At 58.4% G+C, this 23,101-nt stretch carries 26 protein-coding genes and 3 pseudogenes; 17 read left to right on the top strand and 12 right to left on the bottom strand.

Annotation, left to right across the window (positions count from 1 at the left end):
* Position 1 precedes the first annotated feature (1 nt).
* Positions 2–862, bottom strand: a complete 861-nt coding sequence (locus FHX15_RS24270) for a DMT family transporter (protein WP_184400928.1) — start codon at positions 860–862, stop codon at positions 2–4.
* Complete coding sequence (gene alr / locus FHX15_RS24265; protein WP_184400927.1) at positions 859–1,941, bottom strand: alanine racemase; 1,083 nt, start codon at positions 1,939–1,941, stop codon at positions 859–861. The genes FHX15_RS24270 and alr overlap by 4 nt, the downstream gene beginning before the upstream one ends.
* A 180-nt stretch (positions 1,942–2,121) precedes the next feature.
* Here alr and FHX15_RS24260 point away from each other — a divergent pair, with 180 nt between their 5' ends.
* Positions 2,122–3,237 carry a hypothetical protein gene (locus FHX15_RS24260; RefSeq protein ID WP_312861893.1) on the top strand — a complete coding sequence of 372 codons (1,116 nt, stop codon included), beginning with the start codon at positions 2,122–2,124 and terminating at the stop codon, positions 3,235–3,237.
* Here the strand turns inward: FHX15_RS24260 and FHX15_RS24255 are convergent.
* A complete protein-coding gene (locus FHX15_RS24255; RefSeq protein ID WP_184400925.1) occupies positions 3,234–4,262 on the bottom strand; it encodes a C45 family autoproteolytic acyltransferase/hydolase in 1,029 nt (342 codons plus the stop codon). The two genes, FHX15_RS24260 and FHX15_RS24255, sit on opposite strands and share 4 nt — an antisense overlap.
* A 292-nt stretch (positions 4,263–4,554) precedes the next feature.
* Here FHX15_RS24255 and FHX15_RS24250 point away from each other — a divergent pair, with 292 nt between their 5' ends.
* The 5 genes from FHX15_RS24250 (at position 4,555) to FHX15_RS24230 (ending at position 7,998) form a co-directional block, all read left to right on the top strand.
* On the top strand, positions 4,555–5,283 hold the full coding sequence (locus tag FHX15_RS24250; protein ID WP_312861892.1) for a LuxR family transcriptional regulator: 729 nt from the start codon (positions 4,555–4,557) through the stop codon (positions 5,281–5,283).
* 76 nt (positions 5,284–5,359) lie between these two features.
* A complete protein-coding gene (locus FHX15_RS24245) occupies positions 5,360–5,989 on the top strand; it encodes an acyl-homoserine-lactone synthase (protein ID WP_184400924.1) in 630 nt (209 codons plus the stop codon).
* A gap of 12 nt (positions 5,990–6,001) precedes the next feature.
* On the top strand, positions 6,002–6,199 hold the full coding sequence (locus FHX15_RS24240; RefSeq protein ID WP_184400923.1) for a hypothetical protein: 198 nt from the start codon (positions 6,002–6,004) through the stop codon (positions 6,197–6,199).
* A gap of 296 nt (positions 6,200–6,495) precedes the next feature.
* Complete coding sequence (locus FHX15_RS24235; protein WP_184400922.1) at positions 6,496–6,942, top strand: helix-turn-helix domain-containing protein; 447 nt, start codon at positions 6,496–6,498, stop codon at positions 6,940–6,942.
* Between the two features lie 417 nt (positions 6,943–7,359).
* Positions 7,360–7,998 (top strand): hypothetical protein, encoded by a 639-nt coding sequence (locus FHX15_RS24230; protein WP_184400921.1) that lies wholly within the window; start codon positions 7,360–7,362, stop codon positions 7,996–7,998.
* Between the two features lie 292 nt (positions 7,999–8,290).
* Here the strand turns inward: FHX15_RS24230 and FHX15_RS24225 are convergent, their stop codons facing one another.
* The 5 genes from FHX15_RS24225 to FHX15_RS24205 form a co-directional block, all read right to left on the bottom strand.
* The gene (locus tag FHX15_RS24225; RefSeq protein ID WP_184400920.1) at positions 8,291–10,312 is read right to left on the bottom strand and encodes a relaxase/mobilization nuclease domain-containing protein; all 2,022 of its coding nucleotides are present in this window, start codon (positions 10,310–10,312) and stop codon (positions 8,291–8,293) included.
* Positions 10,272–10,670 (bottom strand): hypothetical protein, encoded by a 399-nt coding sequence (locus FHX15_RS24220; RefSeq protein WP_184400919.1) that lies wholly within the window; start codon positions 10,668–10,670, stop codon positions 10,272–10,274. Before FHX15_RS24220 ends, FHX15_RS24225 begins: the two co-directional genes overlap by 41 nt.
* A 4-nt stretch (positions 10,671–10,674) precedes the next feature.
* Entirely contained in the window at positions 10,675–11,007 is a 333-nt protein-coding gene (locus FHX15_RS24215) for a hypothetical protein (RefSeq protein WP_312861891.1), read from the bottom strand.
* Between the two features lie 77 nt (positions 11,008–11,084).
* Entirely contained in the window at positions 11,085–11,834 is a 750-nt protein-coding gene (locus FHX15_RS24210) for a ParA family protein (RefSeq protein ID WP_184400917.1), read from the bottom strand.
* A gap of 7 nt (positions 11,835–11,841) precedes the next feature.
* Positions 11,842–12,240: a hypothetical protein gene (locus tag FHX15_RS24205; RefSeq protein ID WP_184400916.1), complete on the bottom strand. Its 399-nt coding sequence runs from the start codon at positions 12,238–12,240 to the stop codon at positions 11,842–11,844.
* Between the two features lie 127 nt (positions 12,241–12,367).
* Between FHX15_RS24205 and FHX15_RS24200 the strand changes: the two genes are divergently transcribed.
* The 5 genes from FHX15_RS24200 (at position 12,368) to FHX15_RS24180 (ending at position 15,268) form a co-directional block, all read left to right on the top strand.
* A complete protein-coding gene (locus FHX15_RS24200) occupies positions 12,368–13,048 on the top strand; it encodes a thermonuclease family protein (RefSeq protein WP_184400915.1) in 681 nt (226 codons plus the stop codon).
* Positions 13,049–13,065: 17 nt separating this feature from the next.
* Positions 13,066–13,698: a thermonuclease family protein gene (locus FHX15_RS24195; RefSeq protein ID WP_184400914.1), complete on the top strand. Its 633-nt coding sequence runs from the start codon at positions 13,066–13,068 to the stop codon at positions 13,696–13,698.
* Positions 13,695–14,318 carry a thermonuclease family protein gene (locus tag FHX15_RS24190; protein ID WP_184400913.1) on the top strand — a complete coding sequence of 208 codons (624 nt, stop codon included), beginning with the start codon at positions 13,695–13,697 and terminating at the stop codon, positions 14,316–14,318. The genes FHX15_RS24195 and FHX15_RS24190 overlap by 4 nt, the downstream gene beginning before the upstream one ends.
* The gene (locus FHX15_RS24185; RefSeq protein WP_184400912.1) at positions 14,319–14,630 is read left to right on the top strand and encodes a hypothetical protein; all 312 of its coding nucleotides are present in this window, start codon (positions 14,319–14,321) and stop codon (positions 14,628–14,630) included.
* Positions 14,631–14,722: 92 nt separating this feature from the next.
* Positions 14,723–15,268 (top strand): hypothetical protein, encoded by a 546-nt coding sequence (locus FHX15_RS24180; protein ID WP_184400911.1) that lies wholly within the window; start codon positions 14,723–14,725, stop codon positions 15,266–15,268.
* A gap of 34 nt (positions 15,269–15,302) precedes the next feature.
* On the opposite strand, the gene FHX15_RS24175 is transcribed toward FHX15_RS24180, so the two are convergent.
* Positions 15,303–15,638 carry a helix-turn-helix domain-containing protein gene (locus tag FHX15_RS24175; protein ID WP_184400910.1) on the bottom strand — a complete coding sequence of 112 codons (336 nt, stop codon included), beginning with the start codon at positions 15,636–15,638 and terminating at the stop codon, positions 15,303–15,305.
* A gap of 27 nt (positions 15,639–15,665) precedes the next feature.
* Here FHX15_RS24175 and FHX15_RS31100 point away from each other — a divergent pair, with 27 nt between their 5' ends.
* Both FHX15_RS31100 and FHX15_RS24165 read left to right on the top strand, forming a co-directional pair.
* On the top strand, positions 15,666–16,325 hold the full coding sequence (locus FHX15_RS31100; protein WP_246779054.1) for a hypothetical protein: 660 nt from the start codon (positions 15,666–15,668) through the stop codon (positions 16,323–16,325).
* Positions 16,326–16,334: 9 nt separating this feature from the next.
* On the top strand, positions 16,335–17,681 hold the full coding sequence (locus tag FHX15_RS24165; protein ID WP_184400909.1) for a hypothetical protein: 1,347 nt from the start codon (positions 16,335–16,337) through the stop codon (positions 17,679–17,681).
* Positions 17,682–18,075: 394 nt separating this feature from the next.
* On the opposite strand, the pseudogene FHX15_RS24160 reads toward FHX15_RS24165, so the two are convergent.
* The 3 genes and pseudogenes from FHX15_RS24160 to FHX15_RS31095 all read right to left on the bottom strand — a co-directional run.
* Positions 18,076–18,485: pseudogene (locus FHX15_RS24160) on the bottom strand (GNAT family N-acetyltransferase).
* A complete protein-coding gene (locus FHX15_RS24155) occupies positions 18,482–18,760 on the bottom strand; it encodes a DUF1778 domain-containing protein (protein WP_184400908.1) in 279 nt (92 codons plus the stop codon). Before FHX15_RS24155 ends, FHX15_RS24160 begins: the two are co-directional and overlap by 4 nt.
* A 213-nt stretch (positions 18,761–18,973) precedes the next feature.
* Positions 18,974–19,281 (bottom strand): annotated as a pseudogene (locus FHX15_RS31095) (hypothetical protein); the annotation flags it as partial.
* A 2-nt stretch (positions 19,282–19,283) separates the two neighbouring features.
* On the opposite strand from FHX15_RS31095, the pseudogene FHX15_RS24150 reads away from it, so the two are divergent.
* The 4 genes and pseudogenes from FHX15_RS24150 to FHX15_RS24135 form a co-directional block, all read left to right on the top strand.
* Positions 19,284–20,366, top strand: a pseudogene (locus FHX15_RS24150) (ABC transporter substrate-binding protein); the annotation flags it as partial.
* Between the two features lie 23 nt (positions 20,367–20,389).
* Positions 20,390–21,568, top strand: a complete 1,179-nt coding sequence (locus tag FHX15_RS24145) for an LLM class flavin-dependent oxidoreductase (protein WP_184400907.1) — start codon at positions 20,390–20,392, stop codon at positions 21,566–21,568.
* A gap of 11 nt (positions 21,569–21,579) precedes the next feature.
* Entirely contained in the window at positions 21,580–22,617 is a 1,038-nt protein-coding gene (locus FHX15_RS24140; protein WP_184400906.1) for an ABC transporter substrate-binding protein, read from the top strand.
* Between the two features lie 14 nt (positions 22,618–22,631).
* A partial coding sequence (locus FHX15_RS24135) for an acyl-CoA dehydrogenase family protein (RefSeq protein ID WP_184400905.1) occupies positions 22,632–23,101 on the top strand: 470 nt, incomplete at its 3' end.

The raw sequence follows: 23,101 nt of genomic DNA, 5'->3' as shown, positions 1-23,101 counted from the left end.
CTCATTCCTCCGTTGGCACAATTCTGCCTTTTGGCACCGTCAGATGGGCGATCACTGCCGCAAGGACGATCCCCCCTCCGAGGATGGTCTGTAAGGTTGGTCGTTGATCAAAAGCGAGCCAGGCCCACAACGCCGACAAAGGCATCTCACAGAGCGACAGTAACGCCGTCTCAGGCGGAGGAAGCAGACGTGCACCTCTGGCATAGAGGATCAGGCCAAACGAGATTTGGAAGAGAGCAAAGCATGAAACGATGAGTGCCTGTTTGCCGTCAAGGGCAAGACTTGGAGCCATGATCGCGCCCCCCATCATTGCAATTGCGTTCGAAAGCGCCACCATCGGAAGGACCGACATGAGGTGCGAGCGCTTAAAGGCGATCGTCATCACCGCCATAAAGATTGTCATCATCAACGCCAATCCGTCTCCGGCGAGTCGCGTGCCTGACGTTGTCGAGCCGGCGAAGATAACGATCGTGCCGACAGCGACCAACACGCAAAGGCTGATCGTCCGGCGACATATTCGTTCGTCACGGATCAATCCGGACAGGACGACCGTAATCAACGGCAGTGCACCGTGAATGACAGCAACGTTTGCAACTGAGGTCAAACGCAGCGACGGAATGAAGGCAATCGTTGCGGCAGCCGAAGAGACCGCCGCAAGAATGGCCGGCCAATCGAGGTGCAGAAGTGTGAACCGAGCGGGCTGCATCGTGATGAAGAGCGACGTTAAACCGAGCGCAAACAAGCTGCGCCAGAACAGGATCGCCCACACATTCATATCGAGAAAGCCCACGAAAAAACCAGCCGAGCTGAAGAAGCCGGCCGCGAGCAGGATGGACAGCCTGGCTAGCAATTCGCGCCTCATGCATCCTGTCCACTGCCTATGGCTGCGTAAGAACGGCGGCAAGCTACGCCGATCCGGAGCATCACCTCCTGCGCAACGGTGGCGGCCGCATGTGCCATATCTTCGACAGGCCGATCGTGCGTAATCAGCTCGACCCATTGTCCGGGCTGACAAAGTTGTTCGGGTACATCCGTCAGGTCGACGGCGACATATTCCATGGAAACGCGGCCCACGAGCGGCGCGAGGTGAGAACCGATCTCTCCAGTCATCCTGTTTGAAAGCGACCAAGCCAGACCGTGCGCGTAGCCGATGGAGAGGATACCAAGACGTGTCGGTCGGCTCGCGCGAAAGGTGCTCTTATAGCCCACAGTTCCGCCGACGTGAACATGCCTGACATCAACGAGACAAGCTCGCAGCTTAAGAACATTCCTAAATGGATTGGGGGTGAGGTTTGCGGTGTTCAGGCCATAGAGAGCCGATCCAAGACGCACGAGGTCGAAAAGGTAAGCCGGCCCGAGGAATAATCCTGCCGATGCTGCGAGACTGCGCCGCGTCGGCCCGAGCAGCTCGGACAACGAGATGAACCTGTTTTTCTGCAATTCATTGAGCGAATTGGCGGGCTCATCGGCGCATGCCAGATGACTCATGGCCAATACAGGCGGAGGAAGAGATCGATGGATGAAACTTCGCACATCGGAAGGCTCTAATCCAAAGCGAGAAAATCCGGTCTCTAGATTAAGCGCGTAATCACAACGCCCTTCCGCTGCGGTGAGCGCTTCTGCCAGCGTGTTGCAGACCGGGACAAACCGATTTTTGCGGTAGTGCTCGACGTGATCGTCTTTCATTCCTGCCAATATGACCACGGTCTCCCCCTTTGCGCGCTCGCGTACACGATAGGCCTCGGAGAGATCCGCCACGAAGAAGCTTCGACACCCGACAGTGACCAAGGGCTCGATGAGGCTTTCGAGGCCAAGACCGTAGCCATCGCTCTTGACCACTGCACCGATATCCACATCCGGACCGGCCATCGAGCTCGCAATCGCAAAATTCATCTGGATCGCATTCAGATCAATGATCACTTCCGGGTCGTCAGGGCGCATGTCTATACCCCCTATAGGAGCGTTTTCGAGAGAATTAATTTTTAGTTGCAATCTAGCGCAGTCTGACCCATTATGCAATCTATTGATGCAATAGCAAAGGATATATCCCTTTAATTGTATGGAGGAGTGACTATGGCAAGACAGGCGGATCCCCAGAAGATATTGATCCTCGGTCAAGGCGTGCTCGGCGGCGACGTCCTTGATTTCCTGCTGCAAAGCGATGCTTCGCTTGCGCTGGTCGTCGGCGTACGAAACCCGGAGAAAGCACTGCATCGCGTCAATCTGGCACGGTATACCGCGATGAACCTCGGTCGATCCAAGCCGATTGAGATCGAAGCTATCGACCTTATGGACATCGAGAGGACAGCGGCAACGATCGATCGGCTAAGGCCGGATATCATCTTCAACGCGACGACCTTACATAGCTGGTGGGTCATCACTAAATTGCCGACAGAAGCCTTCAAAAAGCTTGATGAGGCCCGAGGTGGTATCTGGACCCCGATGCATCAGGTACTCATACGCCGCCTCATGAAAGCTGTCCGAATGGCGAACAGTCGAACGACTGTCGTGAACGCCTCGTATCCCGACGTTGTCAACGCTGCGCTCGCGGCCGAGGGCTTGGCACCCGCAGTCGGCATCGGAAATATCGCCAACGCGGTCCCGGGGATCCGGCTCGCAGCCGCTCACATGCTTTCGCTTGATCCTTCGTCGATCGAGATTCGGTTCTTTGCCCAACACTACCTCAGTTATCGAATGCCAAGCACTGGGGGTACTGACGGCGCGCCCTACCACCTGACCATCTATGCTAACGGGCTGGAAGTGGCGAAGTCCGAGATCGACCACGAGGTTCTTTTCTCGCTCGTCGCTGGGCGTTTCCGTCGGGTCAAAGGACTTGCCGGCCAGTCGGTGACGGCGTCATCTGCGACTGCGATGTTGCTTGCACTTGCAAGCCGGTCGGGCCAAGTGGTGCACGCTCCGGGCCCGCTGGGACTGGTCGGTGGTTATCCTGTCAGAGTTTCGCCGGCAGGGCTTCTCGTTGATCTGCCCAGTAAATTGACGATCGAAGATGCTGTAGAAATCAATAGGCAATGTCAGCGGTTCGACGGCATTGAAAGCGTCGATGAGGACGGGACGGTCCGCTTTACCAGCCGATCGAGCGACGTGTTACGTGATGTTCTTGGATATGAATGCGAAGCATACGGGCCCGAGGATTGTGAAGAGCGGGCCGAGGAGCTCGCCGCTCATTTTGCCAATTATGCCCGCATGCATGGCATGGAGGTCGCAAACGCAGCCTAAGCCATCGCACGAAAATCGAGCTTGAAGTGCCGGTAAGGCACTCTGTCCGGCTGCCCGAGCGCTATCATCATCTCGCGTCGACGGCAGTCGAAGATGACGGAAAGGACGGTCTCGGTATGTTCGCGTTGTGAGATGGACTTGCATATGGCGTCCGGGGCGCCTGCCCGGTCCCGGAGAAGCGCCTGAATATCTCGGGGGGTCTGAAGCGGCAGATGGTTTGCTGCTCGGAGCCGTTCGCGGCTCGAGGGGTAGAGCTGCGCGACAGCTTCGGTGTCCTCCCATAAGGCTATCTCTGGCAAGAGCGGATGATTGGTATGTCGAATAACCTCGTAAGCTGCATCGGCTACTCCGGCAGCGGGCGATATTTCCGCCATCGACAGGCGACCTGTCGCGTCGCCAAGAACAAAACAGCGCCCGGATAGATGATCGCTCTTCTTCAGAACTGCGAGCGCCTCAGGCACCGATCCTGTTGCAAGCATCAAACGCCGGATCACCAGACTCGGCATCCCATCCCGACTTTTGTCCACGATAAGATCATTGTTGACGAAGGCAAACCCCGCAGCATTCATGCCGACCCAGCCGAGCGACCCCGCCGAGGCTATCGTGACGAAGGGACGGTTCGGATCCTCATGAAGGAGCGTGACCAACTGATCACAGCTGCGCGCCGGCGCATCCCAGTTTTGAGCGACGAACGTTCCCTCGCTTGTTCTCAAACCGACGGAGGTACAGCCCGTTCGCGGTTCGCCGAAATATTCAAAGCAGGAGAGGAGGTACACGTCGAGGATGTCCAAGCACGTTGACTCGGCAAGACCGTTCAGCTCTGCCGTCAGGTCAGGGGCAATGGTCCGAAGGCGCGCCAAGGATTTTGCCCCCAAGCTCTTGGCGCGATCCCATTGTTCCCTTGTCGTCGATTTCCGCAGCTTTCCAAAGCTTTCAAGAATCAATTGCAAGAGAAGGGAGCCTTGTTGGCGGCCTCGTTCAGATGGCGAGCCGTTCAGCCTGAGGAATGGCGTTTGGGGGAGCACGCAATGGACCTATCGACCGTTAAAACCTCGACTATCCATATTGTGGATTCCTTCACCACGCTAGCATGGTACTCGTTAGGGATGTGCGAAACTCCGGTACATCGCTCGGAGAGTACAACACGAAAAAGAATTGTCACTGGCGGGTGGCGGCTAATCCGGCAGCTAACACTTTACATGCACAAGATATAAATACAAACTGTGGTAGTGCATTGAACGAATGCAATTATATAATGCATCACTAATTCTAAAGGGGCCGCCTGGGCGAGAGAGAGGGTCTTCAGAGGGATAGCCAGTGGATTTGTTTCACATAAAGATTTTGAGCGAGTTTTTTGCGACCTGTGAGGAGGTCAGAACTCGCTCCGAACTTATCCAGTGCATCGAGCAGGTCACATCATCCCTTGGGATCGATTATGCGGCGATGGTGTCGATGCCTTTACCCCATGAGCGGATCGATAATTTTTTCTTGTGGCAGAAATGGCCGGAAGGTTGGTTTGAACGCTATCTGAAACTGAACTATTTCAATGCCGATCCGGTCGCCATTCTGGTTCGGCAAACCGGTCGGTCGGTGATCTGGTCGAAGGCGCTGGACCGACGAACTCTGCCGACAAAAGCCAGAAGAATAATGAACGAAGCTCGTGATTTCGGCCTGGTCGACGGTCTGACCATTCCCCTGCATTCGACAACGGGCGACGGAGGAATTTTTTCCGTGGCCGGTAGGCGAAACGCGCTGACAGGACAGGAAGTAAAGCTCTTGCAGATGGTTGCGGCGAGTGCCTACAGCCGGCTGCATGAATTGGAAAGGATCGGGCACCCGTCCGACCTTTTGCCACACATCACCAGGGCAGAAAGTGAATGTTTGACATGGTGCGTAGCCGGCAAGACCGATCGCGAGATTGGACGCATAACGGGACGCTCGCCGCGCACGGTCCAAGACCATATTCTGCGCCTGCAGCGGAAGCTATCCGCTTCAAACAGGGCCCAAATGATCGCTGAAGCGTTTCGCCGCGGCCTGCAGCGCTGAAAACCACGGCAATTTACGGATAGTATTCCGTTATCTTTGGTTGCATAATTCAGGCATACAGCCGGGAGTGAGAATTATGTTACAAGTGATCCGCGAGTCCGACGACCCAGCATTGATGGAACGGGTTTGGTCATTTCGCTACACGCGCTTCGTTGAGCAACTCGAATGGGAAGCTGTGAAAAGAGCCGACCGCTACGAGCGCGACCAGTTCGATGGTGCTGCAGCAATCCATCTTATCCTTGAACATGAGAACGAAATTGCCGCCTATTCTCGTCTTCTACCGACATCGCGCCCATGCCTCGCCGCTAAATTTTATCCGCGCCTCTCAGCCACTCTGCCAGTCGAAAACTACCCTTTTGAATGGACCAGATGCGCAACAGCCAGCAACGCGCCAGTCATCAACGGCATCGCCGCTTCGAACTTGCTTATGACCGGTGTCCTGGAATGCCTGCTCGCACTCGGCGCACGCGGTGTTATTTTTCTGACTTACCCTCGCGTCATCGGAATGATGCGTCGCAGAGGTTACCAGTTCGACCTAGTAGAACCTGTTGCCGAAGAAAATGGCGTGCCGATTGAGCTCGCGGCTGCACGCTTGTCACGTGACCTACTGCAATTGCACCGCGACAAATATCGCATTTCGGAATCGATTCTTAGCTGGAGGGGCAGCGTCGCGAGCGATCGCGACTCCTCGTTGGCGGCTGCGTGAGGAATTGCACCAGTGGCTCGTCGTGGCAAGTCGGCAATGGATGCCGACAGTGCGCGCCGTTTCATATTAGCGACGGTGCACAAGGAAACCGCGCAACTGCTGAAGGCGGTAGAGGAAATATGTCGCCGTTATCCGCCGAGCGACGACTTGAACTTCGTGCGCTACCTGCTGCGCATGATTGTGCTCGAGACAGATCGCGCCGACCTTTAGATCGCAAGGGGCGTCGGATCTGTGCTTCATGTTAAGGCTAGGCCTTAAGGTTCTTTGCAAACGTGAATCGGGTTGATAGAGTACAACTCAGGCGATCCTCTCGCCTTGGGGCGTGGAAACCCCATTTGGTTTGTTGTACGCACTAAGCGACTTCTTCGCGACCTTGAATGGTCGGGGAGCCTGTGGAGTATACAAGAGGCGTTCGCGCTAAAGTCCATGGGGGCCGCATCCAACGGCATTTCCAACTCCCCGGCGTTTCATTTGCCAGATCGGCTGGCCAGCGTGGAGCGCCGTAAATGCAACAGAATGTTTTTGCCAACTCTTTTCCGGCGGATGAACGCGCCGCGGTAGATGAGACAGCCTATCATGTGGTCGATGTGGAGATCGGAAGGCGTATCAAAAGGCGCCGTCAGCAACTGAAGATGTCGCAGACCGCGCTTGGCGCAGCTGTCGGGGTTTCGTTCCAGCAAATTCAGAAATATGAGCGCGGACATAATCGCGTGAGCGCCTCCACCCTCTACGAGATGGCGCTGCTTCTCAGCGTCCCAATGGCGTTCTTTTTCGAGGGCCTGCAGAATCCTTTGTCGCCTGCGAACGGGGATCTAAATCGAAAGGCGATCCTGCGCGAGGAATTCGTCGCAACGGATGAAGGCCAGAGGCTTGTCGATGCCTTCACGGCCCTGCCAAAAAAGATGAGACTGCGGTTCATATCGCTGCTATCGGCCTTCGAAACCGACGAATGATCGCTACGCACAACTCGCAATTGCTCTGACGGCTCTGCTCCTCGTCCGGCCATTGTTACGGGTCTGATTCCCAGTGCCCGTTTCATCGCCTGATATTCCTCATGTGTTCACGACATAGGCCGCTTCAATTAGCGGTGGGCGTATGCGCAGATTCCATTGAATCACGTCGCCGCACTCCTAATCGCCGAACCAAATCCGAATTCACCAAAATCGATGGGATCAGCGCCGTCATGGCGCTGCTCGCCGATAGTGCCGGTCCGATCTCTCTACGTCGTTTGGACAAGGGCATTGCCGTGAGGCTTGGGTCGGCGGCCGACGCATAGTTTATCCAAGATGGCCACGCTTCACCTGCCTGACGGGCTGACTTTTACGACACTCTTTTGAGGAGCAAACTCATTACAGCTTTGGTGACCCCTTATGACCGATGAACTTGACCTGTTTTGCATCTTTCGGAAAATCGGCTCGGCCGGCTTCGTCGTTCTCGAGCGCGATGATATCCTCTTAAAGCGCGAGAATCCTGCAAGGGATCTGACGCTCGGCGATATCAACGATGAACTTGTTGAGATGTTGAAGCAGTTGCGCGAACAGGATGTTGGCTTTGGGTTCATCTCGCACCAAACGGGAATGACCGCGGGGTCCGACGGGTGGTTGGAATATGCCGCCTTGACAAGGATGCTCGACGAGTTGCTGAGGGTCCGCGGAGCTTCGCCCGATTTCTGGATGGCATGTCATTGTCCCTCACATGACGGAACGGAATTTGCCCATCGAAATGATCCGCGAGCCAAGACCAACATTGAAATGCTCTTGAGAGCGACAGCATGGTACGGGGCCGACAAGAGCAGAACCGTGTTTGTGAGTAGCTCCCCAGCAAGGATTCTCGACGCCTTGGACGCAGACATCACAAGCATTCAATACCGCGGCTGGCGAACTGATCCGACTGTTTCTAGACCGCGAGATATATCCGGACTTTCTTATCTCGCGGACATCCCGGACGTGCAGAGCCTTCGGACCGCCATCGAAAGATCACTGGGGCTGGTTCTTCGACGAACAGGTTAGTCGCAGTTTTTAACCTAATCTGAGGCATGGGTTTTTATCCCCCGAACCTGCGGCCAGAACCAAATCTTAGCTCGATGAGCTTGGGGCATGGAATTTCACTCAGCAGAATAGCCCAGATCAGGATCTTGCGACCTCAACGAAGCCTCAGTGCTGGTCGAAGCCAATCGCAGCGATTCCCTCGGGATAGCGGTTCCAACTGCAGAGTTCCAGAATCCGTTGCGGGAGTGACCAGAACTGCTCCTCCAAGTTGCGCCGTGGATTGTCGGATTTATTTGTCATCAATCGTCGTCTCTCACCGGCTGCGGTCCCGATCCTTTTCCTGGGGTGGGCGAAGCTTGATCGATCTCGGTATCTCGCGGTTGTTCGTTCGAATCTGCTGGCGCTCCCGATCAGCCGGCTCGTTTTCTGACCTATCGTTTTCGGCATTTGACCAGGCGATGCGTGCAGCATCGACGGAGCGGTTGTTCGAAGTTTTGTTGACGACCCCTTGCTCCGCGATGTGGTCGCGTCCCACGGCCGATTTCGTTTCCGGGCCATCCGAGGTACGTTTATCCTTGCCTGGTTCGCCACGCTCCCGATTCTTCACAACCCGCGAATCGAGCTGCACTCCAACTACCTTGCCGATGATCTCCGTCGCCTGCTCGAAGAGCTGTCGATCGGCAGGATTGGCGATCCTCGCCGCGCCGCTGATGGCGGCGTTCGCCAGCGTCTCCTTTGCAGCTTCTGCCTGAGCGGCACTGATGGGTGTGGATCGCAACATATGTTCTTCACCTTTCTTTCGAGTGGGATCACGTCCTTCGCGCACGGCTATTTCCAACCGCCGGTATTCGCGCTGCAGGCCGTTCGACAGATCCTGACTGAGTTCCCGCGCCGTGCGGGGCGCTCCTCGATCCTTGGCGACGCCTTCCAGCATTTGAATGACGCGCGCGACTGAGCGCCGGCTTTGTTCGAGCCGCCGTCTTGCTTCTTCCAGCTTCGGCGCGGTCGGCGTATCGCGAAGCTTGGAGATCACCTTTTCGACGACATTGCTTGGGGCCGTCGCGCCCATACGGCGAAATATCTCCCATTCCCATCGTTTGATGGGCGGTGGACCAGCACGATCGGCGCGCTTTTGACGATCGAGCGCTATTCCGCGCGCTCGCGCCTTTTCGGCGAAGCGGGAGCGCCACTCGGTGAAGTCGCGGATATTGGGATTGAGCATCTTGCCGCCGGCGTTGCGCAGCGCAACGATCACATGCAGGTGCGGATGCTTGTCCGGGTTGTTGCGGTTATGGATCGCATAGGCATAGCGGTGACCTGAAAACTGCTCCTTCAGGAAGTCGCGGCCAGCCATGATAAACCGATCACGATCGACATTGGCCGGTCCCGACACCAACAGATGCATGAAGTCGCGAGGCTGGCGCGTCTGCATCAGCGTGCCGACGATCTTGCCCTCGGCCGTGAGCTGCTTGTGATCACTGGTGGTGACTTCGCGCCGATTTACGCCCTGGCTGTAACGTCCGCTCTTTCCCGGACGCTCCTCGATCTGCGTCTTCGTTGAAAGCGTCACCTCCGCGCCTGCGCGCTGCATCGCATGCAGCGTCGCGATCAATCCCTTTGGGCCGCTCGAAAACTCCGCCGGATAGCGCGAGACCGGCGTGATCCCTTGCGTGCGCAAAGCCTTGTTCACGCGCGCGTCGATCGCATGGACCTCATCAGTTTCCGCAGCGATGCGATTGCGGCTACTTCGATCCGACCTGTCTTTCTTTTCATGGGCGATGACCAGCGCGAATTGGAGACGGGTGTTGCCGTTCACGCCTTCGCTGACGCTGAACGCATAAGTCCGATCGATATCGCCGACATGCCGAAACCCTTCATCCGCGAGCGCGCCGAGGGCATGGGCGACGTGTTCCCGATTGGTATTTTCGAGCTCGTAGGTCAGCCGTAGAATGTCCTTGCTTCCTTTTCGGTTTCCGAACTCCCGCTCCCAAGAGCGCACCGCCGCATTGAGATCGTTGACTTCGCAGCCATTCTGATCATGGGCTTTTTCTTCCTTGCTTTGATAGGCAAGCACGTTGCGAGCCGAGGAAGCACCGGCGCCGTACGCCAGAACCTTGACGACGACGGCGTTATTGCCACGCGCCCGGCTGAATGCTGTTGCCGCACCGGCGTGGCGCACCGGCAGTCCCGCTTTTGTCCTCTCCGGCGTCTTTGTCGTTTTGCCGGCCCCACCGCCACCGCGCCGTCGAAGCTCGTCCTCGATGAGATCGAAATAACTCGGCAGCCTGCGGCCTTCAGGCCTGGACTCTGAACGACGTCTGGGCAGATCGTCCATCGTGTTTCCTGATCAGGTCGGCGATAAAGGTGGACGATCGAACGAAGGCTGCATTGCGGATGGAATCGAGAGCGCGCATCACGTCATCGAGCTTTGCCATGATGGCCTCGGCGAGAACGGCTTGCTCACCCTCTTCCGACAGAAACTCCTCGTTGCGAAAAGCGAGCTCGCGGAGGAACTGATGCATGTTTGCGAGCTGCCGGTCGTGCTCTTCAAGGATTGCGGGTATATGCATGATCTCCCTGGTGACGATGAGCTTTGCGACGAGGTTGACGGAAATGTCGAGCCGGCTGGCAAGCAACTCCACGTTGCCGAGGACATGGGCCGGTAGACGGAACATGATCGGCGGCTCACGCATCTGCCTACAGCCCCCTTGCCTTTAGCGCTTCGAGGATCAGTGTGTGGGTCGCCGAGGAGAGCTGCTCATGTCGTTCCAGCGATACGTGGAAAATCTTCGTCAGCACCTCGTCGTCGAGGTAGAGGGAAATACGCTTTCGCTTGACCGACGCCACGTTCACATCAGCTTGGACCCTTATCTGCCGCTCCTCCCGAGTTCTGCTTTTGGTTGGAGGACGGCGGTTCTCTGATCTTGGTTCCGCATCGACGCTCGGCTCCTGCGCCTGGGAAGAATCCCTCGGCATCAGCTTTTCGAGATCGAGGCTGGTCGGCATGTAGGAGGTTGCATCCTGCTCCACGTCCCTCGCCTGGTCTTCTCTTGATCGGGCAAGGGCGAGAATGTTGCCAGCCGGTGTTCTTTCCCTCGACATCGCGCTCAGGCAGCCTCCGCCTGGAGAAGGGTGATGAACTCGTTGTTGATCTTTTTTACGAGATCTATCGCGTCAAGCACGCTTTCTGAGGCGCGCCGCTTGGCCGACGGCGTCAGCGCCGGATTGTTCTCGATACTGGCGAGCTTGGAATAAAGCGACCCGAAGCCGGCGCCGACGTCGCTGAAATGATTGCTCTTCCGGATGACCGTCTCCGCGATCGGAATGCGGCCGCTCGTCAGGATGGCATGCACCTCCGGAAGGGAGCGGTTATGCTTAAGCGCGATCATGTCCACATAATTCCAGATCGCCGCATAGGGAATAGAACCCTGCACCCGCTTCCTGGAAATCTCTTTCAGGATCGTCGCCACCTTGATGGCCGATGTCGCGGCCGTCGGCTCGGGTATGACAGGAATAAGGACTGCATCGCACTCGTGATAGACTTCGATTGCCCGTTGGTGGACGTATCCGCCGACATCGTAGATGCGGATGTCGGCTGCAGGTGCTTGCTCGAGGCGATCTGCGAACCGGTCGTCCGGCGCGACCCGCAGATGCAGCAGCCTGCCGTCGGTCGGCAGCAGCCCTCTCTTCATCGAGATATTGTACCAGCGCGTCGAGGATTCCTGCTCGTCGCAATCGATGAGCAAAGTCCTGTGTCCCTGCTCGGCGAACTCGGCTGCAAGATTGACGTTCAAGGTCGACTTTCCGGCGCCACCCTTGAAGGTCGAAATGGAGAGCGAAAGTGGTTTGCCTGTCATAGAGCCCTCATCCTCGAAGCTTGGCTTGGCTCAGCGCCTGCAGCCGGGCCGCGGCCAGATCATCGTCGATCCTCTTGGCCTGCCGCTTGCGGGCCGCCTCTGTCTCGGGATCGCGGCCGGGCCAGACCTCCAGGATCGGCAGGAAAAGGAGCACGAAGAAGGTGATTACCGCGCCCTTGAACCAGCGGGACTGCGCATAAAGGTCCGCTGCCCAGTGCCAGAGCGCCCGCGTCCATTCCGTCGGTAGCAAGAGGTATGACATCGTCAGTGCAAATCCGTAGGCAAGGAAGGCAGCGATCATCGCGCATACAGTCGCGACGACCAGAAAGTTGACGACTAAAACGAGAAACCACATTGCCCTGAAGGGAAACATCACGATCCTGACGGCCTTTCGATGTACAGACATCTACCTTCTCCCTGCGCACCTTTGAGTGTCAGAGCAGACATATCGCAATCCTGACGGTATTTCCAGACTTGCACTGCAGTATAATTTTGTGTATGTATGCGACAGCCAATTGATGACGGATTGAAGCATGAACCCCGGTCCGCGGCAGCTTACTCGCCTCCTCGTCTGCGCCAGTATATGCACGCTGAACGCCCCAGTCCGCGCTCAAGGGGACGATGCCATCTCGAGAATCGTCAGCTCCTATCAGAAGGCTTACGCAGAGGGGCACGATCTGATCCCCGCCTCTCAGAAAATTCTCGATCCGTCATCGATCGCCGAGCGGCTCGACCTGCAAACGATCATGCCTGAAGGCGCACTAAGCGGGAGCGCGTTTCTTGCCTCCGACGGGACCATCGTCAAACTGGTGGGTGCTCAAGGCTGTCTGTCGCTCGAAGAGGTGGAATTCGCCGGCCTGCAGACGACATGCGCGATGGTCTCACTCGCCGGTTTGACGGCCACGCTCGGCGAGGCCAAGGCAGCCGCCGGCAATGCTTTCCCGTGTCATTTCCTTGGGCAAAACACGGGCACGCCGACCATACGCTTTGCGGAGTGCTTTTTCGTGAAGGACGGCCAAGCACAATCGCTGTCGGAGGTGCTTATCGCCAAGGGATTGGCGTTTGCTGCCCGTGACCGTGCCGGCCGCGCGGTATTTCCGGAATATGTTGCGGCAGAGGAAAGCGCCAAGACAACGAAAACCGGGCTCTGGGCAAACGCCCACTTCACGCATCCCTACGGTGAGCGCTATCGCGCCAATCCTTCAATGAACTGATCGCGATGAGGTTCCTGATGGTGATGTCCACGCTCGCGGTTTCCGGCCTCTTTGCAGGCCTATCGATCATGCCGATGCTCGCCGGCACTGGTCTTCGAGAACCACCTCACCTCAAGGGCCCGATCATCGCTGTCCAGGCGCTTAAGAGCGAACGGACCGCGCCAGGCAGTCAGGAAAGCGATCGAACCGATTTCGTCCCATTTCCCGCGCAAGCGCAATTCGAAACCGGCGACACCTGGCTTTCCGGCGGGCGGCGATATCGTCTCTACGGCCTGCAAACGTGTCTTCGCGGCTCTTCCGTCACAATTTCACCTGGGCTCGTCCGGGATTGCGGAGAGCTCAACCTGATCATGGCGCAGGCATTGATCAAAGACACGAGGCCCGTCTGCACGACCATCAAGGATCTCGATCAGAACAATGCCGTGGTCGCCTGCCAAACGACATCAGGCCAGCGGCGCTATGATCTGGCAACCTATATGATTGCTAAAGGGTGGGGATTTGCCGCCATCGACGCCAGCGGGCATCTGATCGTCCCCGGCTACAGGGTGGCCGAAGAAAGTGCAAGATCGGCACGCGCCGGCCTGTGGGCCTACTCCGACATGCCTCACCCCGTCGCAATCCTGGCCAGCCAAGAGGGCGCGCAAAGATGAGAATCGTTTCACTGTCGATCCTGTTGCTGACCATGACAGCGACGGCCGCGCCGGCCCAAAACGGGTCTGCCGATATCCCCCGGCAGATCTATGGAAAAGTTCAGGTCGTGGACGCCACGACGGTCGAATTCAAGATGAGCGGGCAGACCGTGCGGCTTGCTGGATACGAAGCCCCTCGCCTAGAACAGACAGCAACGAGCGATGGCGTCGGCTGGCCCGCCGGTCAGGTCTCTCGGGCCTGGATGATCCTCCGTACACTTGGGCAGGACGTCAACTGCGCACCGATCGCTCGTGACGCGAACGGCGTAATCCTCGCCCATTGCTTTGTCGGTGAGACGAACCTTGCCGCAACCGCGATCGCCGAAGGCATCGGCTACGCCTTCAATTATCGCGGCGAGCCGCAGGTTCCCGCTTATTTCGATATCGAGAGGAAAGCCCGCGGCCTCGGATATGGCGTCTGGTCGTCGCCGGATCTGCTTCCTCCCTGGCTCTACGCCGCCTCGATGGCTAATGGGGACAAGGCGAGGACATCTTTGTCGGAACCTGACGGCGACTTGCCGCTGCCCTTGCCCGTCGGCCCCGCCGCGTCACTGATCCCTAACGAAGTACATGGAGGTTGAATGAGCCGCCTTATTGGACCCGCTGTTGCGTTCATATTGGTGTCCGGATCCGCTCCGATAGCGACTGCGCAGGACGGTGCTACCCAGGAGCAGACCGAGCAGCGTGATCCCGACTTTTGCGGGGCCGGAGGCGCCGGTTGCGATCCTGCCGAGGTGCAACGGTGGAAAGCTGTCGGCAACAAGCTTGCCGATCTCTCGTCAGCCGATCTCAGCCAGTACGCCTATGCCTGTGCCAAGCATCGCGAGTGGAAGAGCCAGTGCGAGACCGATCCGGCCGCTATCCTGAAACGCCTTGGGATCGAGGGGTACTGAAGGTGGGCGTGCCAACCAGGCGTGCTGCTCTCATTCGCGAAAATTAACGGCACCTGGGCGCAGATCCAATGACCAATCTGTAGGAGCGAACAATGAGATCGACGCTGATATGGGCCGCAATCATGGCTGGTTCGGCCCTCGCGCCATCGGTGAGGCCGGCGAATGCCGAGGACGCATCCTGGGGATGCCAGGTTCTGCTTTGTGCAGCGTCGCAGAACCCGTCCTGGCACGGCGTGCCCTACTGCATACCGCCTATGACAAGACTCATTACGGCCATGAAGGAGCCGGGGTTTTCGTGGCCAATCTGCCATGAGGCCAATGCCGGCAAGCCGGGGCACGAGACCTACGCAGACTGCCCGGCGGGAACGACGGTGGGCTATAGTTCGCAGAAAGACGATGGCTGGAGGGGCGAACCTGATCAATGTATCAAGTCAGTCGATGTTTGCCGCTCTGCAGGCCAGCGCACTTACGACGCCAACGTAAGGGGTGTCGTGATGCGGCGGAGCATCGGGGAACGAGGCGATAGCTGCATCGAGCAGATCGCAACGCCGCGGCCACGTCGCACCGCCCCTTATTTCTTTGATATCCCTGACGAAAAAGGCGCTAAGCAGCGGTTCTGGTTCAACCTGAATCACTGACCCCCGTCGAAAGCGTTTCGCCGCAGGAATTATATCACTCGTCGGTGGCTTTGTTTTTCTTCTTTCGGGCTCGCCATACAGCTATCCGAGCAAGGTCACTTTCCGAGACTTTAAACAAATCCTCGATCGTGACCTCCCACTCGCGCTGCATCTTGTCGAGGGTCGAGAGCTTCACATCCCGCATGCCGCGGGTGACTTGCGACATATAGGCTTCCGACACGCCGAGTTGCTCGGCAAGGTCCTTGTTCGTCAACCGGCGCTCGGCCTTCAATCGCATCAGACCGATGGCGAGCCGCTCCTGAAAGGAAAGCGACTTCAGGTCGACCACATCCGAACGCTCGTCAGTGCCATCGTCCTTCAACTGCGGCATCGAATGACATCCTCTGCCGGAGGTCCCATGACCGCGTTGCCGAGCGGCAGGCGCCGACAAGGGGAGGCGAGAGCGCGCCGACAGCTGCGTGGAGATTTCAAAGTTCTACCGCTCATCCGATGCAAGAGGTTGTTCAGAGACCAAGAAGGCAAGCCTAAGCGCTCTCGTGTTCATATTTCGCATGCGAGTGTTCGCACGTCCGTCACGCCTCAATACACCGCGGCCGACAGCCGGCGCAAGAGACCGCTTGCAGGCTGCGAGACGGGCGTTCGCATTCAGGCTTTGCTTGCCGCTGTTATTGACCTTTCCGAGAGGTTTGCAAGCAATCTGCAATTGCCTCGAACTTTAACTGCGGTTAAATTTTTGATCTGTGCTGTGGAATGGAGAAAACGGATGGGACGGCTCGAACGGTTTGGCTATCGGTTTAACCCTCGGCAGTTGGGAATAGCGGCCCTCTTCCTCGCGCTCGCATTCGTCGCTGCTCGGGTGGTCTTCAGAGATAGTCTGGCCCTTGGCTATGGGATGGTCATCCCGTCCTATGTGTTCCTGTCGTTTGTGATTGAAGCTGCTCGGATGGGGAAAGGCAGCTTTTGGGACATTCGCGGTTGGGCGGAGACGGCCATCGCTGTGGCTGGATCCGTCGGTGTCGGATATATCGGCTTCAAACTTTGGTCGGTCGGATACTGACGGAAAACCATGCGTGTCGTGGTCCGCAACAGCCCGACCCACACGTTGGCGGTACTCGAAGACAGCGAGGCCGTCGCGTTACGGGCCTGGTACGGCAACGCGGCCTCCAGCGACGATGAGGCAATTGCGCTTGGGATTATCCGGCGCGCCAAGGTGATGAATGGCTGGATCGAATGCGACTGCCTAAACGGGGGACACCAGCCATTGCTCGCCCCGATCCAGCAGGAGCACACGTTCACCTTGCGCCGGCTGACGGCGAAGGATGTTGATCCCGGTCAACATGAGGAACGACCAAACCACGCGCCATCCTGTCCATTCCATGTCGACAAGACTGCCGAGCCCGCCCTCTTTGATCGCGGCTTTTACATTCGCCCACTGGCGAGATCCGATCGCACCTACATCGATGCACTGCCAGCCATTCCCGCTCGCCTCGCCGATGTCTCAGGTCAAGACCCCTCCCGCTCAAGGGAACGAAACGACCGGCCGTCAAGGCTCGGAGGCATCCTCTGGCGGATGCTCGAGAAGGCTGGCACGAACGTGATCCCGCCGCTGCAGGATGATCCCGATCTCAAACTCGCCAATCAGCTTGCTCGGCTGCGCTCGGCCGCCAGGCAGCTCAGGGTACTCAGGACCTGGACACTGAATGCGCTTCTATCGACCTGGGCTGCCGACTATTGGAACCCCGACAGCCGTTGGCAACGGTTGCTTGAAACCTCCCGCCCCGACTGGCCTGAAGGACTTCGTCGCACCGGCTTCATGCTGCTGTTTTCGAAGAGCGTTTCCACACACGCGATCATGCCGGCATCCTGCTTGCGACCGGTTGACGTTCTCGCCAAGGTTCGCCAGCCGCTGCGCGGCGATCCGGCACGTCGGGGCCCCTTCCTGACCCTGCTGAATGTGGATTTTCAGGACGACGACGAAGGACCGGTTCGCGCGGTACAGGCCTACGCCCAGCCGGTCTACAACGGCGATACGCTATTCCCGGTCGACTCGGGGTTTGAGCGGGATGTGTCCCATCTATTATTCTGGCTACAGCGATCTCTGTTCGACGCCGCACCCGAGCTGAGGATAAAGATCACCAAACCGCTCTTTGCGTCGCAAACGCCGATCGGAGCCTGCAGACCGGACTTCGTTTTGGAGGTCGCCTACAAGGACCATCCACCGAAAAGACTGATCGTAGAGGCTTTCGGGACGGAGACGGAAGAATATCGGGAGGCCAAGGAGAAGACCCTGGCGCTGATAAAGCACCTCGGGCCGATCTTCGCGATCCTTCCAGATCATTTCGACAAGGCCAATGCTGAAGAAACTGGCCGGCGGCTGCAAGAGTGGGTGATCGCGCAAATACGGGGCATGTAAGCGAGAACGTCCTATGGAAAAGGGCTCAGGGCGATCACGCAGTGTGCTTGACTCTCCTCTGCGTTCTTACCGCGAGCCCGATAGTGCATTGGACGATCTCAGCGAGACCAACCCAAACGGAAACCTTTACAGATACCTTCTCGGCCTCGAGAGTGACTGACATCATTGTGGAGAACATGATCCGCCGTCCGAGGTCGAACTCGGCAATCGGGTCATTCATTTCTACGGAATGGCTGATGAAGGCCGCTTCCGCCTTTTTCCTCTCTAGCCGGGCCGCTGGAGGCTCGCGGCTCTCCATATGACCATTGATTGTATAGCTTGTCCTCAAGCTGATCACCACGATGCGATAGTTCGCTTTTCGCTGAAATCAATCGTGTCCCCGCGCCTTACGGGATCAAAGGAGACCTTTGGCGCGCAAGTCGGCCGCGAAGGTGATGAGCGGCAGCACGAGAGTTAGCGGCTTGTCCTTCAGCGGTTCGGCGCCATGGGAAGCGTACCAGTTGGCCGCACGGTCGGTAGCCAGTCGCGCAAGCATAAAGCCCGGCACATCATGACGGCAAGACAGCGTGTCGTTGCATCAGGCACAGTTGCATGCTCGAGTGCCGAAGGCGCGATCGTATAGAACCCAAGAATGCGGTCGGGCACTGCGTCATCGATAGCACAGAAGGTTTTCGAGGCAGTCTGCTCATGGCTCTGTCGGGCAAACCGGAGCAGAAACTCGTTCATCTGACCGTCGCCGCAATCGAAGGCGGCGCGACCGTGAGACTTGGCGATCGGTTCCTCATGCCATGCAAGAAAAGTCATAGTCTGTCAGGCAAACCGGCCATCGCCGCGCGCAGCTTGGCGTTGGGTTTGGGCAGATTTTCCAGAAGCTCAAGAATGCGAAGATGATCGCGCTTTGACACTTTGATCGTCTCGGCTTCTTCGATCACAGCCTCTGCTTCTCGCAGGGCGGATTGCGTTACGAAATTCGTCAGATCGGTATTGCGAAGTGCCGCAGCGCGCACGAGTTTAGCTTTGTCCGCGGCAGGCACCCTCAAACTCATCCGCTCACTGTTCTCATTCGCTTTGCTCGGCATGTCAGCCTTTATCTCTCAAGTGGAACATAGGCGAAAGTCCTCTCGTCGCCAATGGCGTGCGCCTTCAAGGCGTACAGGCCAAACGCGCAATTCTATATCTTCTTGGCTTGCCTCACGGACCGGCGTCGCGGTCTCATTGAGACTAGGCGCGACGCTCCTCAACGAAGGCAATGGATTGCGAGGACTGCAGATATGCTGCGTGCACTGGTGTGATCAGTCACGGGCGACGAGATTGTCTGATTGGGTTTTGCGAGCTGCTGTTCGGTCGTTTCCAACCTTGATCCCGAAAGCCGCTAGTGCTGTCTCGCTGCACCCCGCTTCCTCAAGAAGTCGCCGCGCAAGCTCCATTGATGGTGCGCCTAACTGTCGCAAATCCGCACCAGGCGGCCGGACGCCATTGCTGCATCCGATAGGGGCGGCCGAGCCAATGCGACACCGACGCCCTGTTGGCAGGCGTCAATAACAAGGTTGTAATCCTCGAAGCGACGGTCCTGACCGCGGGGTAAATAATGGAAATTCTCGACGCCATATCTATGAGGGAACGAAGGTCGCGGAAAACCCGGCCAACCTCGCGCCGATCGGCACCGGTCCCTTCAAATTCAAGGAATGGGTTCGCGGCAGCCATCTCGTCTACGAGCGCAATCCTGAATACTGGGATCAGCCGCGTCCCTATCTCGACCAGCTGATCGTCCGCTTCATCCCGGACGCGGCGGCCCGCTCGATCGCGATCGAAACCGGCGAGATCGATCTTGCACCCTCGACACCTGTTCCCCTCAGCGATCTGGAACGCCTGAAAGGCGTCGACGGGATCGCCTTCGAGCCGCGTGGCTACCAATATTCGAACGGCGTCAGCCGTATCGAATTCAATCTCGAGCGCCCGTTCTTCAAGGATATTCGCGTCCGCCAAGCGTTCGCCCACGTGATCGACCGCAAGGTCATTCTCAACACTATTAACTACGGCTACGGCGCGGCCATTCCCGGCCCGATCAATCCCAATCTCGCCAAATGGTATGACGGCAATCTGAAGACCTATCCGATCGATCTTGCCGCCGCCGCGAAGCTGCTCGACGCGGCAGGCTATCCGCGCGGCAGCGACGGCGTGCGCATCCGCATCAATCTCGACTATGTGCCGAGCGGCGAAACGTACCCGCGTGGCTCCGAATATATCCGCCAGGCGCTTGCCAAGGTCGGCGTCGATGCCACGGTGCGCAGCCAGGACTTCGCCACCTATACCAAGCGCATCTACACCGATCGCGACTTCGATTTCGCCTTCGAGGGAATGAGCAACCTCTTCGATCCGACCGTCGGCGTCCAGCGTCTCTACTGGAGCAAGAACTTCAAGCCGGGCGTGCCCTTCTCCAACGGTTCGGCCTACAGCAATCCGAAGGTCGATGCCTTGCTCGAGGCCGCCGCGATCGAAGTCGATCCCAAGAAGCGTGTCGATCAATGGCGCGAGATCCAGAAGATCCTTGTCGAGGACCTGCCGGCGATCGACATCGCCAGCCAGCCGGAGCTGACCATCTACAATAAACGTATCGCTGACCACACAGTGGGTGGAGAAGGCGTCTCGGGCAGCCTTGCCTACGCTTATCTCGCCACAGCCTGAGCCAAGAGGAACACGGATCCGTCATGTCCATTCAACACCCTCCCGGCTCCATCGTGGGTCTCCCGAAATTCTCCGCCCCCACCGACTTTGCCGAAAGCCCGCTGTCGCAGGCGCTCAAGCAGCCGGTGCTGCTCGGCCTCTTCCTGCCGATCCAGGCCGGCGGCTGGACGCAATCGACCCTCGAACGATCGACCGACTGGCGCTTCGATTACAACAAGGCGCTGACGCTGAAGGCTGAGGAACTCGGCTTCGATCTAGTTTTCGCCCTGTCGCAATGGTTGCCGAAAGGTGGCTATGGCGGTGTCTTCAACGGCCAGGCGCTCGACAGCTTCACGACGACGGCAGCGCTCGCCGGCCTGACCAAGAAGATCATACTGATCTCCACCATGCATGTTCTCTACGGGCCATGGCATCCGCTGCATCTGGCAAAATTCGGTGCGACGCTCGACCACATCACTGGTGGCCGCTGGGGCATCAATGTCGTGACCGGTCACCGTGCCGTCGAGCATGAAATGTTCGGCTGGCCACGCATCGAGCACGACCGGCGCTACGAACTGGCGGCCGAATTCCTCGAAGTCGTCCAGCGCCTTTGGAGCGATACCGAGAATTTCTCCTTCGAGGGCGAGAGCAGCTGGAAGCTCGGTGGCGGCTTCGTGACGCCCAAACCGCATTTCGGCCGGCCGATCCTCGTCAACGCCACGGGATCGGATGCGGGCATTGCCTTTGCCGGCCGCTATTCGGACATCGTCTTCATCACCAGTCCGACGGGCGCCGATATCAACAGCGCGCTTCAATCGCTGCCGGCCCACACGAAAAGAGTGAAGGATGCGGCCAGGGATGTCGGACGCACGGTGCGCACCCTACTCAACCCGATGGTCATCTGCCGGCCGACCGACAAGGAGGCCTGGGAACTCGCCGACCGGATCGTCGCCCATGGCGATCAGCGCTCGCCGCAAGGCTTTTCGTCACTGAACTCGGATGCGCATGCCTGGAAAGGCCGCGATCCGCAGGATCCCTACCGCTTCGTCGGTGGCAATATCCGCGTCATCGGCTCGCCCGAAAGCGTGGTCGACCAGTTCCTGAAGCTGAAAGCCGCCGGTATCGACGGGTTGCAGCTCAGCTTTTTCGATTTCCGAGATGAACTCGAATTCTTCGGCACAGACGTGCTGCCACTGATGAAGCAGGCCGGCCTGCGCCACTGAAAGGGACGATCATGACCAGCAATGCCATTTCCGAAATCTGGTATACGCGCTGCCCGGTGCCGACCCCGGTCGGGCTCGCCGCCCAGCTCGGCTATCTCGAGGAAGGCTTCCGCAAGGAAGGCGTGACGCTGAAGTCGATTATCGACTCTCCCGACCGCGCCATCCGCCAGAGCCATTTCAACCACACGCTCGACTGGTCCTTCCGCCATGGCGGCAATGTTCCGCCGATCCGCGCCCGCTCGGAAGGCCGCAAGACCCGCCTCGTCGGCATTACCTGGACGGACGAATTTCAGTCGATCATCACCCTGCCGGGAACCGGGATCAACACCACGAGGGATCTGAAGGGACGCCGCTTCGGCATCGCCCGGCGCCCGGAAGGCATCGTCGACTTCATGCGCGCAACGGCCTTGAAAGGTCTCCTGTCGGCACTGTCGCTGGAGGGCCTGGCGCTCGACGACGTCGAGATCATCGACATCGCGCTTGCCGATTCCGTCCTCGCCACCCAGGAGGGGCCATCGCTTTTCGGCCTCAAGCGTCGCCAGGCCTATGGCGAGGAAATCGCAGCTCTGCTGTGCGGTGACGTGGATGCGATCTATGTGAAGGGTACGGCCGGCATTAGCGTCGCCAATCTGATCGGCGCCGTTCAGGTGGCGGAATTCGGTTTTCACCCCGACCCGAAGATCCGCATCAATTCCGGTTCGCCGCGTGTCCTCACGGTCGACGAACTGCTGACCGAGGAACGGCCCGATCTCGTCCACCGGCTTCTGGAAGCGATCTACAAGGCGGGCGACTGGGCGCAAGCCCATCCCGATGAGACGCGCCGCTTCGTCGCACGCGAGGCCGGTGCCACCGAGGAGCAGGTGCTGGCGGCAAATGGGCCGGAAGTCCACCGCCATCTCGGCCTTGGCCTGGAGCCGGAGCTCGTCGAAGCGGTCGGCCACTACAAGAATTTCCTGCGGGACTTCGGCTTCCTGGCCGCCGATTTCGATATTGCCGACTGGGTCGACCGCCGTCACGTCGACGGTTTTCACACCCGCGCCGTCGCCTGAGAGGAGGTTCCATCATGCTGCAGGAAGCAATCGATCCGCTCGACAGGGCACGAAGACTTGGCAAGGATTTTGCCGAAGGCGCCGCCCATTTCGACGTGACCGGCCAATTTCCCTTCGAGAACTTCACCCGACTTTTCGAGGCGGGCCTGCTCGGCCTGGTGACGGCGCCCGAGCATGGCGGCCATGGCGGCGGCCTTGCGGATGCCCAGGCAGTCATCAGCGAGACTGCCCGCGGCGAGCCATCGACGGCTCTCGTGCTTGCGATGCATTACAACAGCCACTATACGCTGCGGCGATTCGGAAAATGGCCTGCGCATCTTGCCGAGCGGGTTCTTCTCGCCAACCGGCACGGCCCGGCGCTCATCAACGCCGCCCAGGCCGAGCCACGTATCGGCTCTCCCGCACACGGCGCCTTGCCCGAGACAATTGCCAGGCGCGACGGTGACCACTGGCGTATTTCCGGGCGCAAGACCTATGTCACCGG

Origin of the sequence: Rhizobium sp. BK650 (genome assembly GCF_014195325.1) — a bacterium.
GTDB lineage: Bacteria > Pseudomonadota > Alphaproteobacteria > Rhizobiales > Rhizobiaceae > Rhizobium.
The sequence above is the reverse complement of the archived record's forward strand: the minus strand, read 5'-3'. Positions and strand labels throughout refer to the sequence as shown.

Bases quoted from the DNA above. Each gene is read 5' to 3' on its own strand.
- FHX15_RS24165 (WP_184400909.1), top strand. From the start codon at position 16,335: ATGCGTGTCGTGGTCCGCAACAGCCCGACCCACACGTTGGCGGTACTC.
- FHX15_RS24155 (WP_184400908.1), bottom strand. From the start codon at position 18,760: ATGCCGAGCAAAGCGAATGAGAACAGTGAGCGGATGAGTTTGAGGGTG.
- FHX15_RS24230 (WP_184400921.1), top strand. From the start codon at position 7,360: ATGACCGATGAACTTGACCTGTTTTGCATCTTTCGGAAAATCGGCTCG.
- FHX15_RS24205 (WP_184400916.1), bottom strand. From the start codon at position 12,240: ATGTCTGTACATCGAAAGGCCGTCAGGATCGTGATGTTTCCCTTCAGG.
- FHX15_RS24225 (WP_184400920.1), bottom strand. From the start codon at position 10,312: ATGGACGATCTGCCCAGACGTCGTTCAGAGTCCAGGCCTGAAGGCCGC.
- FHX15_RS24145 (WP_184400907.1), top strand. From the start codon at position 20,390: ATGTCCATTCAACACCCTCCCGGCTCCATCGTGGGTCTCCCGAAATTC.
- FHX15_RS24195 (WP_184400914.1), top strand. From the start codon at position 13,066: ATGGTGATGTCCACGCTCGCGGTTTCCGGCCTCTTTGCAGGCCTATCG.
- FHX15_RS24235 (WP_184400922.1), top strand. From the start codon at position 6,496: ATGCAACAGAATGTTTTTGCCAACTCTTTTCCGGCGGATGAACGCGCC.
- FHX15_RS24245 (WP_184400924.1), top strand. From the start codon at position 5,360: ATGTTACAAGTGATCCGCGAGTCCGACGACCCAGCATTGATGGAACGG.
- FHX15_RS24175 (WP_184400910.1), bottom strand. From the start codon at position 15,638: ATGCCGCAGTTGAAGGACGATGGCACTGACGAGCGTTCGGATGTGGTC.
- FHX15_RS24270 (WP_184400928.1), bottom strand. From the start codon at position 862: ATGAGGCGCGAATTGCTAGCCAGGCTGTCCATCCTGCTCGCGGCCGGC.
- FHX15_RS24200 (WP_184400915.1), top strand. From the start codon at position 12,368: ATGAACCCCGGTCCGCGGCAGCTTACTCGCCTCCTCGTCTGCGCCAGT.
- FHX15_RS24185 (WP_184400912.1), top strand. From the start codon at position 14,319: ATGAGCCGCCTTATTGGACCCGCTGTTGCGTTCATATTGGTGTCCGGA.
- FHX15_RS24220 (WP_184400919.1), bottom strand. From the start codon at position 10,670: ATGCGTGAGCCGCCGATCATGTTCCGTCTACCGGCCCATGTCCTCGGC.
- FHX15_RS24180 (WP_184400911.1), top strand. From the start codon at position 14,723: ATGAGATCGACGCTGATATGGGCCGCAATCATGGCTGGTTCGGCCCTC.
- FHX15_RS31100 (WP_246779054.1), top strand. From the start codon at position 15,666: ATGACCGCGTTGCCGAGCGGCAGGCGCCGACAAGGGGAGGCGAGAGCG.
- FHX15_RS24190 (WP_184400913.1), top strand. From the start codon at position 13,695: ATGAGAATCGTTTCACTGTCGATCCTGTTGCTGACCATGACAGCGACG.
- alr (WP_184400927.1), bottom strand. From the start codon at position 1,941: ATGCGCCCTGACGACCCGGAAGTGATCATTGATCTGAATGCGATCCAG.
- FHX15_RS24140 (WP_184400906.1), top strand. From the start codon at position 21,580: ATGACCAGCAATGCCATTTCCGAAATCTGGTATACGCGCTGCCCGGTG.
- FHX15_RS24210 (WP_184400917.1), bottom strand. From the start codon at position 11,834: ATGACAGGCAAACCACTTTCGCTCTCCATTTCGACCTTCAAGGGTGGC.